The following is a 12,930-nucleotide window of genomic DNA, read 5'->3' on the forward strand; positions in this document are numbered from 1 at the left end:
ATATCAATAGAATGCAAGGAAAAAGTCTTATCCTTGAGAACTATTGAACATAGTGAGAAGTCTGGAACTTTCATCCCAGACTTTTCCTATTTATTTCTTTTTGTTCTTAGCAAGGGCTGCTTTTTGTTGACGGATGATTTGGTGGTAAACTTGTTGTACTTTGGCTTCGCTTGGTTTTTGACCACTTGCGTTCAAGAGGGCACGGACAGCATCAGCGTTCAAACGTGGGTTGTCAGCATATTTTTTTTCAATTTGCTTACGAGCTAAGTAAATCCCTCCAAGAGCTCCTCCTAGAAAAGCTAGCACAATCAAGATAATTGCTAAAAGTAAATCCATTCTTTTTCTCCTGTTTCTTTTTGAGTCTTCTATATTATACCATAAAGTGACTTTCCTGACTAGTTTGTTTTACGCTTTCAAGAGGGGGTTAAGCCAATTCTAAGCTAGTCTTAAAATCAGATTGAACTATGAAATCACGAATAATTCCACCCTTTCCTCTCTTTCTTCTACTATTTTAAGAAAAAACAACAACAAATATGTCTCTTGCTAAAAAGCTATTGACAAATGCTAAGCGACCATTAGAATGGGAAGTGAGGAGATAAATAGAAACAAATTAAACGAAACTGCTTTATAAAATGTAAGCGATTTCGAATACACAAAGGAGGGTTTTATGAAAAAACACTTTTGGGAGAAATCCTGTCGCTATAGCATCCGCAAGCTGACGGTTGGGACTGCTTCTGTTTTACTAGGGGCTGTTTTTCTAGTCAACCATACTGTAGCTGCAGACAGTATTGAGGTTAAGCAAACTGAACCAACCTCTGTCGAAGCTATCACTAAGCCTGATAGTGAGCCCAAAGCAGCTGAAGCTACTGAAACTACAAATCCGTCTCAAGCCGAGAGTCCAGTAGTTTCCGAAAGCAAGCCAGCTGAGGAGGCTCAGAAGACAAATAGTCAAGCTAGTGAAGAAGCCATTGTAGAAGCTAAAGAAAATAAGGAACCTGAAAAAGCAGATCAGCCGGTGACAAAGCAAGAAAACTATCAACTCAACTACGATCAACCAACAGCTCCCTCCTATGATGGATGGGAAAAACAAGCCCTCCCTGTCGGAAATGGAGAGATGGGAGCCAAGGTTTTCGGTCTAATTGGGGAAGAGAGAATCCAGTACAACGAAAAGACCCTCTGGTCAGGAGGACCACAACCCGATAGCACCGACTATAACGGAGGAAACTACAAGGACCGCTACAAGGTCTTGGCGGAGATTCGTAAAGCTCTCGAAGCTGGTGACCGCCAAAAAGCCAAACAACTGGCTGAACAAAATCTAGTTGGACCAAACAACGCCCAATATGGTCGCTACCTAGCCTTTGGTGATATTTTCATGGTCTTCAATAACCAGAAAAAAGGGCTAGATACTGTAACAGATTATCATCGTGGTTTGGATATCACAGAGGCTACTACGACCACTTCTTACACCCAAGATGGGACGACCTTCAAACGCGAAACCTTCTCCAGCTATCCTGATGATGTCACCGTGACCCACTTGACCAAAAAAGGAAACAAGACACTTGACTTTACCCTTTGGAACAGCTTGACAGAAGACTTGCTTACTAATGGAAACTACTCTTGGGAATATTCCAACTATAAGAATGGTCATGTCACTACAGATGCAAATGGAATCCTTCTAAAGGGAACTGTCAAAGATAACGGCCTCAAATTTGCATCCTATCTAGGAATTAAAACAGACGGAAAGGTGACTGTTCAGGACGAGACACTAACCGTTACAGGCGCAAGTTATGCGACCCTCTATCTCAGTGCCAAGACCAACTTTGCTCAGAATCCAAAAGCCAACTATCGAAAAGACATTGACCTCGAAAAAACAGTTAAAGGGATTGTAGAAGCTGCTAAGGCCAAAGACTACGAGACACTTAAAAAGGCCCATATCAAGGACTATCAAAGTCTCTTTAACCGCGTTAAAATAAACCTAGGCGGAAACAAGACTGCTCAAACGACGAAAGAGGCCCTTCAAGGCTATAACCCAGAAAAAGGGCAAAAATTGGAAGAACTCTTCTTCCAATACGGACGTTATTTACTCATCAGTTCGTCTCGTGATCGGACAGATGCTCTTCCTGCCAACCTACAAGGAGTCTGGAATGCTGTAGACAATCCACCTTGGAATGCTGACTACCACCTCAATGTCAATTTGCAAATGAACTACTGGCCTGCCTATATGAGCAATCTAGCTGAAACAGCCAAGCCAATGATTAATTACATTGACGACATGCGCTATTATGGCCGTATCGCTGCCAAGGAATACGCAGGTATCGAATCCAAAGACGGCCAAGAAAATGGTTGGCTGGTCCACACCCAGGCGACACCATTTGGCTGGACTACTCCAGGCTGGAATTACTATTGGGGTTGGTCTCCAGCTGCTAATGCTTGGATGATGCAGAACGTCTATGACTATTATAAATTCACCAAGGATGAAACCTATCTCAAAGAAAAGATCTATCCAATGCTCAAGGAAACAGCTAAGTTCTGGAACTCCTTCTTGCACTATGACAAGGCCAGCGACCGTTGGGTGTCTTCTCCATCCTACTCACCAGAACACGGGACCATTACCATCGGAAACACCTTTGACCAATCGCTAGTCTGGCAGCTATTCCACGACTACATGGAAGTTGCCAACCATCTGAAAGTCGACCAAGACTTAGTTACAGAGGTCAAGGCTAAATTTGACAAACTAAAACCCCTTCACATCAACAAAGAGGGACGCATTAAGGAATGGTACGAGGAGGACAGCCCTCAATTCACCAATGAAGGGATTGAAAATCACCACCGCCACGTTTCCCATCTAGTTGGTCTCTTCCCAGGTACGCTCTTTAGTAAGGATCAGGCTGAATACCTAGAGGCTGCGCGTGCAACCCTCAATCACCGTGGAGATGGTGGAACTGGTTGGTCTAAGGCCAATAAAATCAACCTCTGGGCTCGTCTCTTGGACGGTAACCGTGCCCATCGCTTACTCGCTGAACAGCTCAAATACTCAACCCTAGAAAACCTTTGGGATACCCACGCGCCTTTCCAAATCGACGGAAACTTTGGAGCAACTAGTGGGATGGCAGAAATGCTCCTCCAATCTCATACTGGCTATATTGCACCATTGCCAGCCCTTCCAGATGCTTGGAAAGACGGTCAAGTTTCTGGCTTGATTGCCCGTGGTAACTTTGAAGTCAGCATGAAGTGGAAAGATAAAAACCTTCAAAGCTTGTCCTTCCTGTCAAATGTCGGTGGAGACCTGGTTGTAGACTATCCAAATATCGAAGCCAGCCAAATCAAGGTCAATGGCAAACCAGTCAAAGCAACGATTCTCAAAAACAATCGCATCCAACTGGCAACACAAAAAGGTGACGTCATTACTTTTGAACACTTCCCTGGTCGTGTAACCAGTCTGACAGCCGTTCGACAAAATGGAGTCACTGCCGAACTCACCTTCAACCAAGTAGAAGGCGCTACCCACTATGTCATCCAAAGACAAGTAAAAGATGAATCTGGCCAAACCTCTGCAACTAGAGAATTTGTAACCAATCAAACTAACTTTATCGACCGATCACTAAATCCTCAACTCGCCTATACTTATACCGTCAAGGCGATGCTGGGCGAAGTTTCCACACAAGTATCTGAAAAGGTCACTGTAGAAACTCCTAGTGAATTGATGGACGATCGAGATAACCGTATCCAGTACGGAGCTGCCTTTGGAAACTGGGCAGACTCAGAATTATTTGGAGGAACTGAGAAATTTGCCGACCTTTCAAAAGGAGATTACACAGACGAAGACCTCACTGCCACCATTCCTTTCACTGGTGTTGGTATCGAAATCTATGGACTGAAATCGTCTGAACTAGGTCTTGCCACTGCTAAAATTGATGACAAAGAAGTCGGCGAGCTTGACTTCCATACTGCTGGGGCAACTGAAAAAGGTAGTCTCATCGGTCGCTTCGCAGGATTGTCTGACGGACCTCACACATTGACTCTTCGTGTTAAACGTGAGCACAAAGGGCGTGGTAGTGAGCGCTCGAAAATTTCATTAGACTACTTCAAGATCCTATCAGGAACAGGCAACACGATTGAAAAAATGGATGATCGTGATTCGCGCATCCAGTATGGTTCCCAGTTTAAGGACTGGTCTGACCCTGAACTCTACGGAGGTACGGAAAAATACGCTGACATCAACAACAGCGACTCTAGTGCAGCTTCAGAAGCTCAGGCAACTATTTCCTTTACAGGAACAGGTATTCGAATTTATGGTTTGAAGAGCCTTGCCCTTGGACGAGCACGTGTCACACTAGATGGCAAAGAAATGCCAAGTCTAGACTTCTACACTTCAGGTGCAACCGAAAAGAGAGCTTTTATTGGCGAATTTACAAACCTTACTGACGGTCCGCATACCCTGACATTACAAGTTGACCCAGATTCGCCAGAAGGTCGCAAGAAAATCTCTCTAGACTCCTTTGATATCATCAAAGCCCCTGCTGTTGGTATAGATAGCCCGAGCATCGCGCCTCTTAAGGAAAATGACAAAGAAATTTCCTTAACCCTACCATCTGGAGACTGGGAAGCCATCGCTGTAACCTTCCCAGGTGTCAAAGATCCTCTAGTCTTGCGCAAAGTGGATGAAACACATCTGGTTACAAGTGGAGATCAGACTATCCTATCACTCCAAGACAATCAAGTTCAAATCCCAATCCCTGACGAAACCAATCGCAAAGCTGGAAATGCCATTGAAGCTTATACCATTCAAGGAAATACCACAAGCAGCCCTATCGTAGCCGTCTTTACTAAAAAGGATGAAAAGAAAGTTGATGAGAAGCAACCAACTACAAGCAAGGGAGAGGAACCAGCTCCTACTGTTGAAATTCCTGAATACACTAAACCTATCGGGACTGCAGGGCAAGAAGTGCCACCCACTGTAGAAAAGCCTGAATACACCGAACCTATCGGAACGGCGGGGCAAGAAGAGTCTCCTACTGTAGAAAAGCCTGAATACACCGAACCTATCGGAACAGCAGGTCAAGAGGAAGCACCTACTGTTGAAAAACCTGAATACACCAAACCTATCGGAACAGCAGGTCAAGAGGAAGCCCCTACTGTTGAAAAACCTGAGTACACTGACCCTATCGGAACTAGTGGGGATCAGGATGCTCCAACCCTTACCCTTACTGATTATCCAGTTCGAGTATTAAAAGATAAGGAAACTGGAGTGGAAATCATTGGTGGAGTTACTGACTTAGAAGGAATTTCTCATATCTCTAGCCGACGTGTCCTAGCTCAGGAACTCTTTGGCAAGACCTATGATGCTTACGACCTACAACTGAAAAATCCAACAGATCATAGCTTGCAGCCAAAAGGCTCTGTCTTGGTTCGCTTGCCTATTTCAGCTAGCGTCGAAAATATCTACTACATCACTCCGACCAAGGAGTTGCAAGCCCTTGATTTCGATGTTCGAGAAGGAAAGGCAGAATTCATCACTAATCATTTCAGTACCTATGCTGTCGTCTATCAAGCTGCTGGAACAACCCCTAGTACAGATGAAAAACCAAGTGGTTCAGATGCAGAAACCTTGGCACACGAGACTGAACAACTTTCAGCTAGTCCGAGTCTTGCTAAAGCTGGAAATCATTCTCCTAAAGAAGAGCTGCCAGCAACAGGAGAAGCATCCAACCCACTCCTCTTCTTAGCAGGACTCAGCCTAGCCCTTACAGCCACTTTTATGTTAAAAGGAAGAAAGGATGACTCCAACTAACCTTTAAGCACACAAAAACAGGATGAAGATCACCTTCATCCTGTTTTATTTTGTCATCAAAAGTTAGTTTTACAGTAGGTATAAAAAGGCTAAGGTCAAGAGACTTGCTAGAAGCCCAACTCCCCAAAAGAAGAAGTCAACCTTCCACTCGCTCCAAGGATTGCCCTTGCCTGAGAATCCTCCAAGCTCGAAATGGTGATGCACAGGTGTCATACGGAAAATACGCTTTCCACCACTAAGTTTGAAGTAGGTAACCTGCATCATAACAGAGCTTGTCTCAAAGACATAGATAATCCCAATCAACAAAAGGGTCCATTCTTGGTGGAGGGCCATAGAAATAGCTGCCAGCATCCCACCAAGAGCCAAACTTCCCACATCTCCCATGAAGACCTTGGCAGGCTTGTGGTTAAAGACGAAGAAACCTAGCAAACCACCAATCATGGCAAGAATCACAAGAAGAATATCCAGTTGATTTTGCATATAAGCAATCACACCGTAAGCTGACAAGCTAATCACTACGGAAATACTTGCTAAGCCGTCAATCCCGTCCGTCAGATTCACCGCATTTGAAAAGCCAACTAGCCAGAAAAGGGCAAAGAAGATATAGAAAATACCCAGATGAACTTGGTAGCCAAAAACTGAAAGCATGTCGCCACCACGCTCATAAAAGAGGTAGAAGATCACTCCTCCAAGGAGCTGGAGAGCAAGCTTTTGCTTAGGATTCAAACCTTCGTTGATCTTACGAAAGACCTTGAGAAAATCATCCAGAAAACCTACCAAACCATACAAAACCAAGATAAACAAAATCATGCCGACATTGTTGGTCAATTGTTGGGTAAAGAGAGCGACAAGGAAGCTCACTACTACTGCAACAATCAGGAAGACAAGACCTCCCATGGTTGGAGTCCCAGCTTTAGCTTGATGTTGCTTGACATCCTCGTGCATCTGCTGACCCGTAATCTGTGCTTTTCGATAAAATCGGATAAAGGCTGGAATACCTATCAAGGTCAATAGAAAGGCTAGAACTCCAGCACTAATGGAACTAATCATCTTAATCTCCTAAAGTTATTTTCATTTTTTTAATGTCTTTGAGGGCTGTATTGGCACGGACACTTTGTTTCTTGACCGTTTTGCCACTACCTTCCCACTCGACTTCTATATTGAGCCATTTGGCCAATGTTTGCACATTTTCATCTGTCCAGCCGTACATATCAGGCATTTCTTCGACCTTATCAGACAGGATCAAGATCTGCTGATTGGCTTCCAAATTATCTCCTTCAGAAACCGAGAGTTCCTTGATCTTGGTTCCTGTTCCGATAACGATTGGTTGGACAAGGTTACGACGCAATTCCTCTGCTAGGTCACCCGGAGTAAAATCCTTGGTAGCTGGCATAGCATAGCTTGTCGTCTTGCTGACCTGATCCAAGCTCTTAGCAGTTGACTGAAGATTGAGGGATTCTTTCATAGCAGAGGCTCTCTCAAGGATTGGGTTGGCAAACTCTCCCAGCTGAACGCCTGAATAATGCTCTGGCTGTTGCACCGTTACATAGAGGATAAAGTCAGGATTTTCTGCAGGATGCATCGACACAACAGAGAAGATATAGTTGGTTTCACCTGTCAGGTAACCCCCATTCTTCTCATCGGCAATCTGAGCAGTCCCTGATTTGAGGGCGACATTCTGACCTGGAACATTGACATTTGGTTTTCCTGTACTGTGGTTGTACATGGTACCGTAGACAGGATCTGTTCCGACCATGACCATATGCTCCCGAGTAGAGGACGCTGCTGTTTTTGACACAGGATTTCCGACGATTTCCTTTTGAGACTTACGAACAGACTGGTCATTGGGGTCATAGAGGGCACTGATAAATTTCGGTTCCAACATAACCCCATCATTGGCAATGGCTGTAAAGGCACGAAGCATCTGGGTCTGAGTAACTGAAATCCCTTGTCCAAATGAACTCATGGCGATATTGACAATGTTATCAGCAGGCAATTGACCTGTGTACTCATCCGCCAGACCAAAACGGGTCGGTACCCCAAACTTAAAGCGGTTAAGGTAGTCCAGCCAAGTTGCATCCCCCATCTTTTGCTCAAGCAAGGTCATCCCGATATTACTTGAGTGGGCAAACCCTTGAGAGAAGGTCATGGTGCCACCACTCGTCAACCCTTCATTGACGTCCCAGTCTCGAATGGTCGCATCTGCTATTTTCAATTCACTACTGTTAAAGTATTCGCCACCAGGGAAGGTATTGTTATCAATGGCTGAGGCCAACATCATCACCTTCATGGTCGATCCTGGCTCATAGTTACTTTGATAGAGGATATCACGCCAGACAAAGTCTTTTGTGATGCCATCCTTGGTATCGGCATTGAAGGTCGGCCGTTGGGTCGTAGCCAGAATTTCCCCTGTTTTAGCACTAACCAAGGTAGCCGTCATATACTTGCCTTTTACCTTTTCCTGGAAGGCATCCATCTGCGTTTCCATAAAGGATTGCAAGGGACTAGAAAGGGTTGTGTACACATCCTTTCCATCTACCGTTTGTTGAGAAGCTTGATCTGTACCCGGAACAATATTTCCCAGACGATCCTTCTCATAGGTGATGATCCCATCTGTACCCGCCAGAATGCTATTTAAAGAACTCTCCAATCCAGATGTCCCAATCAAACGTTTGGTGCCATCCTCATTTTCATGGAGTTGCGCTAAACCGATAAAGGATGAAGCAAACTGTCCATTGGGATAACTGCGGTTAGGACTAGTTGTGAAGTCAACTCCCTCCACGCCAGCAGTTTTGAGGTCATTTTTAATAGCCATCATATTGGCATAGGTGATCCCATTTCCCTTGGTACCAAAAGACACCTGTTTTAGATCTGGCTGAGAAAGCTGTTCTTTGACATAGGACTCTTCCATATCTAGGTATTTATGGAAAATTTCAGCTACCTTATTAAATTGAGAATCCTCTACATAGAGTATCTTACCAGTTGCTGACTTGTAGTTCTTGTCAATAACCGCATATATATTATAAGAAGTCGCATCCTCTGCAATAGGCGTTCCATTACGATCGTATATAGTCCCTCGTTTTGCAGGAATCGTCTTGGTTGTTTGATGGACCTTGTTTGCTTCTTGAACCAAGTCCTTACCAAATTTTTTACCTGTTCCGATAATGACCGCAAAGTTGACCAAAAAGACAGCGAAGAGTATGACAGCCAATAAACTCAGGCTTTTCCCTACTCTTCGGCGATTTTCTTCTGGAGATTTACGGTTACGAACGGCATAACGGATGATTTTTTCTTTCCACTGTTTCATTTCTTACTCCGCTGCTCGGATATTTTCGTTATTCAGCTGCAAATCCTTGGAGTTTGCAATCTCTTTCAAACGTTCTGAACGAATCAATTCATTGACCTCTTGCTTGGCATCGTCGAGCTCTGTTTTCTTTTCTTCGATTTGAGCATTGACCTTGGTCAATTCATTCTGAACTTGTAATAGCTTGGTTTGCATAAACACAACGCTAATTGCCAGGATAAGCATTGTTGCAGCAATCGAAACATAGAAGGCCTTTTCCACACGTGAAAAACCTTTGAACTTCGTTTGCAATAACTGGCTTGTTTTTTCGATTCTTTCTTCCATGTTTTTCCTCTTACTTATGAATTTTTCTGGCCACGCGCAACTTGGCTGAATGCGAACGATTGTTGGCTTCTAGTTCTTCGGCACTTGGCAAGATTGGCTTGCGGGATACCAATTCCATCTTAGGCTTAAGGTCATCTGGAATGAAGGGCAAGCCTTTGGGAACTTCCACTGTTGAAGCTTCCTTGAATAATTGCTTGGTCAAGCGGTCTTCCAGCGAATGGAAGGTAATGACCGAGATTCTCCCATCCAGAGCCAGCATGTCCATAGCCTGCTGGATGGATTCATCTGCCGCACCCAGCTCATCATTGACTTCGATTCGGATAGCCTGAAAAATCTGCTTGGCAGGGTGCCCCTTTTTCTTGAGCTCCTTGGCAGGCTTGGCCGACTTGATAATCTCTGCCAACTCCGTCGTCGTCTCAATGGGTTTCACCTCACGCGCTTGCTCAATCTTACGAGCAATCTGTTTAGAGAATTTATCCTCACCATACTTAAAAAAGATCCGAACCAAGTCATGATAGTCATAATGATTGACCACCTCATAGGCCGTCAGACTAGCTTCCTGATTCATCCGCATATCCAGTGGCGCATCCTTTTTATAAGAAAAGCCACGTTCACGCTGATCTAGCTGAGGACTGGACACTCCCAAGTCATAACAAATTCCATCAATTTCCTGGACACCAGCCTCCTGCAATCGTGCCTGCAAATGACGGAAGTTGTCCTTGATAAAGGTTACCATCCCCTTTTCGATATAGGGTGCCAACCGTTTTTGCGCATTGTCAATGGCATTCTGGTCCTGGTCGAAGGCATAGAGATGCCCTTTTTCGCTCAATTTACTTAATAAATATTCGCTATGGCCTGCTCCTCCCAAAGTCGCATCAACGTAGATACCGTCAGGTTTTACGTCCAGCATATCAATCGTTTCATGAAGCAAGACCGTTACATGATGAAATTCTTTTGTCATATCTTATCTATTTTACCACAAATCTGACCAGCTTGCACTTGTCAGACAAGGCTAAGTTTCTTCGAAAATAATTCTCAAAAATATGTCATATATACTTGACATCTCATCCCCGAAAGAATATAATATAGTCAAATATATACGACATATCAGAAAGGAGACCCTATGAATCGTGTGAAAGAATTCCGCAAGGAACTGGGAATTTCTCAGCTCGAGCTCGCCAAAGATATCGGTGTCTCGAGACAGACCATCAACATGATTGAAAACGACAAGTACAATCCAACCCTGGAACTCTGTCTCAATCTCGCCCACAGCCTCCAAACTGACCTTAACAGTCTTTTTTGGGAAGACGATTTTTAAAAAAGGAGCAAACAAATGAAAAAAGAAACTCTCACTGACAAACTCATCAAACGCACATACGGCATTTCTGGTCCCCTTGACGAACACAAACGGCGCGAGGCCGATCGTATCGGGAATCAGGTCTTTATCGTTCTCTTTTATCTGATGACATTTGGCAATCTCATCCCCTTTGTCCTTGCTTATAAATACCCGCAAATTATTGCTATCGGCTATCCTCTCGTGGTGTTTGGCATTTCGATGATGGCTGCCCTCTATGTGGTCTCTCAAACCAAGAAAACGGGCATCACAGCTATTGATCCCGAAATGTTAAGTAAGAAAGAAAGTAAACAACTGCATTTTCCTGGTCTAAAAGCCGGTCTGATCTACGGCATGGGCATGTTCTTTGGAATACCACTTCTGAACGTCCTAACCGATGATAGCAAGGATTATCTTGGTTCTCTTTTAAATGCAGGGCATTTTGTATCAACTATCCTAGCTACCCTCTTCTTCGGATTGACCATACAAATTATCGTCTCTCTTCGCATTCGAAAAGCCAAGAAAGACCAAGAAGACGACTAGGAGGTGCCTTATGAAATCACTAGCTAGACTACTGATCAGTCATGTTTTTATCAGTATTTTTGTTACCTTTTTCCTACTTTCTGGACATATTGAGTATCCTTTCTTGATTATCTTTCTTTTATTCCTTCCTGTATTGAACAAGGGACAGAGATTCCAGAAAATCCAATCAAAAAAAATACGTCTTCTAAACGCATCTCTCTGTTTTATCCTCGTATCCTTTCCACAACTTTTAACAAATCCTATGGATTGGAGATACCTGGTATTTCTAATAATCTGTATCATTTTTAGTTTGGTTTACTTCTATACTCTCTATCAACTCTTTAAAGAAGTCAATCAAAAATCGCTCATTTAGGAGGTTACTCCCATGAAAAAAGAAGATCTCACCACTCGCTTACTCAAACTATTCTTTCACATACAAGGGCCTTTTGATGAATGCCGCCAAGAGATAATCTACAGGGCAGGTGCCCGTTCCTTGATCCAAATCGTTTACTCCTCCCTCCTACTCTTCTTGTTCTATCTCCTATTTGGACGCTTCATAGAGTTGGTTCGAGATGCCATGCCCTACCTTTATTTTGGACTTATCTTCGTCCTCTCATCTAGGGCGAGACTAGCAGTTCGTGACTTACGCTTGGACAAGGATGACCAGTCCGAAATCCATCACAAAAGCTACAGCAAAAGTCAAATCAACCTTCGTAGTTGGGGTGTATTCGTCAGTATTCCAATTAGCTTGTTTGTCTTATCTGCCTTTCACAAACTCTTTGTTCAGCATCTTCCCCTCGATACCTTTTGGGACAATCTCTCCCAGTTCGATAAAACGCTCCCTTTACTAGTCTTAGGTTTGGGAATTGGTGCCATCTTTGGAACCATGACCTACGCCTTTTTATCGGAACACGTTAAAAAATAGAGCAAGATTCGCTAATTTCTCATTTTATAGGCAAAGAATCCCACCTAGTTCGTTCTAGGTGGGATTCCCACTTCAATTCATAGGATATTTTCCAAAATATCTACTGACCCTCGTCACCAATTCTCCCACTGGGTTTCAACCTTGACATCGCCATAATTGCTTGGCGAGTACTTGCTGTCATAAATGGTACACCAGTCCTTCAAGACTTTCTGATTTACGATTTCGTCGTAGTAAGAATCCAAATCCTTGGCAGTGATACCATACTGCTCTAAGTAGGATTTCACTTGGGCCTCGTCTTTAATGTATGTTTCTGATCTAATTTCATAAATCATAATTTTTTTAACTAATACTTTTTTCTTAAATTCATAATGAATAACAAAGTTAATTTTTTCTCCTGAGTTAGCATATCTTTCAAACCAAATATTTACCCCTTTACTACTACCATCAAAATTAAACCGTAGTTCTAAATTCTTTACATCGCTTCCAAGAGAAGAATCATCGTATGTTATTATTGATTCATACTTATCCGTTTCATTCATATTCGAATCATAAAGCTTTCGATTTTTTACTGTCACATTTTTTAAGTCTTTGAAGTTATAATGGCCCAAATAATTTTTTGCTGTTTCTTGGTAAATCTCATCAAAAATGTTTTTAGGTTGACGTACAAAAAAGTAAAAACAGGATGATATGATTATCACGAATAGTGCTACTAGGCCTAAGATTTTCTTCAT

Annotated in this window: 11 protein-coding genes; 5 read left to right on the plus strand and 6 right to left on the minus strand. The window is 43.2% G+C overall.

Going from position 1 to position 12,930, the window contains the following annotated elements:
* Nucleotides 1–90: 90 nt before the first annotated feature.
* Nucleotides 91–336 (minus strand): YneF family protein, encoded by a 246-nt coding sequence (locus B7714_RS02735; RefSeq protein ID WP_084859578.1) that lies wholly within the window; start codon nt 334–336, stop codon nt 91–93.
* A 331-nt stretch (nt 337–667) separates the two neighbouring features.
* On the opposite strand from B7714_RS02735, the gene B7714_RS02740 reads away from it, so the two are divergent.
* Nucleotides 668–5,791, plus strand: coding sequence for an SIALI-17 repeat-containing surface protein (locus B7714_RS02740; protein WP_084859579.1), 5,124 nt, complete (start codon nt 668–670; stop codon nt 5,789–5,791).
* 69 nt (nt 5,792–5,860) lie between these two features.
* Here the strand turns inward: B7714_RS02740 and mraY are convergent, their stop codons facing one another.
* From mraY to rsmH, 4 genes are read right to left on the minus strand one after another with little or no spacing between them, the layout of a single operon-like run.
* Nucleotides 5,861–6,841 carry a phospho-N-acetylmuramoyl-pentapeptide-transferase gene (gene mraY / locus B7714_RS02745; protein WP_000625795.1) on the minus strand — a complete coding sequence of 327 codons (981 nt, stop codon included), beginning with the start codon at nt 6,839–6,841 and terminating at the stop codon, nt 5,861–5,863.
* Nucleotide 6,842: 1 nt separating this feature from the next.
* On the minus strand, nt 6,843–9,098 hold the full coding sequence (gene pbp2x, locus B7714_RS02750) for a penicillin-binding protein PBP2X (protein ID WP_084859580.1): 2,256 nt from the start codon (nt 9,096–9,098) through the stop codon (nt 6,843–6,845).
* A gap of 3 nt (nt 9,099–9,101) precedes the next feature.
* Nucleotides 9,102–9,419, minus strand: coding sequence for a cell division protein FtsL (ftsL, locus tag B7714_RS02755; protein ID WP_084859581.1), 318 nt, complete (start codon nt 9,417–9,419; stop codon nt 9,102–9,104).
* A gap of 10 nt (nt 9,420–9,429) precedes the next feature.
* Nucleotides 9,430–10,380 carry a 16S rRNA (cytosine(1402)-N(4))-methyltransferase RsmH gene (gene rsmH, locus B7714_RS02760; RefSeq protein ID WP_000159388.1) on the minus strand — a complete coding sequence of 317 codons (951 nt, stop codon included), beginning with the start codon at nt 10,378–10,380 and terminating at the stop codon, nt 9,430–9,432.
* A gap of 162 nt (nt 10,381–10,542) precedes the next feature.
* Between rsmH and B7714_RS02765 the strand changes: the two genes are divergently transcribed.
* From B7714_RS02765 to B7714_RS02780, 4 genes are read left to right on the plus strand one after another with little or no spacing between them, the layout of a single operon-like run.
* A complete protein-coding gene (locus B7714_RS02765) occupies nt 10,543–10,737 on the plus strand; it encodes a helix-turn-helix transcriptional regulator (RefSeq protein WP_070567830.1) in 195 nt (64 codons plus the stop codon).
* Nucleotides 10,738–10,752: 15 nt separating this feature from the next.
* Nucleotides 10,753–11,295, plus strand: a complete 543-nt coding sequence (locus tag B7714_RS02770; RefSeq protein WP_084859582.1) for a DUF3278 domain-containing protein — start codon at nt 10,753–10,755, stop codon at nt 11,293–11,295.
* 10 nt (nt 11,296–11,305) lie between these two features.
* Nucleotides 11,306–11,647 (plus strand): hypothetical protein, encoded by a 342-nt coding sequence (locus tag B7714_RS09890; protein WP_084859583.1) that lies wholly within the window; start codon nt 11,306–11,308, stop codon nt 11,645–11,647.
* Nucleotides 11,648–11,659: 12 nt separating this feature from the next.
* The gene (locus B7714_RS02780) at nt 11,660–12,199 is read left to right on the plus strand and encodes a DUF3278 domain-containing protein (RefSeq protein WP_084859584.1); all 540 of its coding nucleotides are present in this window, start codon (nt 11,660–11,662) and stop codon (nt 12,197–12,199) included.
* A 113-nt stretch (nt 12,200–12,312) separates the two neighbouring features.
* On the opposite strand, the gene B7714_RS02785 is transcribed toward B7714_RS02780, so the two are convergent.
* Nucleotides 12,313–12,930: a TipC family immunity protein gene (locus B7714_RS02785; protein WP_084859585.1), complete on the minus strand. Its 618-nt coding sequence runs from the start codon at nt 12,928–12,930 to the stop codon at nt 12,313–12,315.

It is taken from the genome of Streptococcus oralis subsp. oralis (assembly GCF_002096595.1).
In the GTDB taxonomy this organism is placed as follows: domain Bacteria; phylum Bacillota; class Bacilli; order Lactobacillales; family Streptococcaceae; genus Streptococcus; species Streptococcus oralis_D.

Coding starts and splice junctions, on each gene's coding strand:
- B7714_RS02765 (WP_070567830.1), top strand. CDS start 10,543: ATGAATCGTGTGAAAGAATTCCGCAAGGAACTGGGAATTTCTCAGCTC.
- B7714_RS02785 (WP_084859585.1), bottom strand. CDS start 12,930: ATGAAGAAAATCTTAGGCCTAGTAGCACTATTCGTGATAATCATATCA.
- B7714_RS02780 (WP_084859584.1), top strand. CDS start 11,660: ATGAAAAAAGAAGATCTCACCACTCGCTTACTCAAACTATTCTTTCAC.
- ftsL (WP_084859581.1), bottom strand. CDS start 9,419: ATGGAAGAAAGAATCGAAAAAACAAGCCAGTTATTGCAAACGAAGTTC.
- rsmH (WP_000159388.1), bottom strand. CDS start 10,380: ATGACAAAAGAATTTCATCATGTAACGGTCTTGCTTCATGAAACGATT.
- pbp2x (WP_084859580.1), bottom strand. CDS start 9,098: ATGAAACAGTGGAAAGAAAAAATCATCCGTTATGCCGTTCGTAACCGT.
- B7714_RS02770 (WP_084859582.1), top strand. CDS start 10,753: ATGAAAAAAGAAACTCTCACTGACAAACTCATCAAACGCACATACGGC.
- B7714_RS02735 (WP_084859578.1), bottom strand. CDS start 336: ATGGATTTACTTTTAGCAATTATCTTGATTGTGCTAGCTTTTCTAGGA.
- B7714_RS09890 (WP_084859583.1), top strand. CDS start 11,306: ATGAAATCACTAGCTAGACTACTGATCAGTCATGTTTTTATCAGTATT.
- mraY (WP_000625795.1), bottom strand. CDS start 6,841: ATGATTAGTTCCATTAGTGCTGGAGTTCTAGCCTTTCTATTGACCTTG.
- B7714_RS02740 (WP_084859579.1), top strand. CDS start 668: ATGAAAAAACACTTTTGGGAGAAATCCTGTCGCTATAGCATCCGCAAG.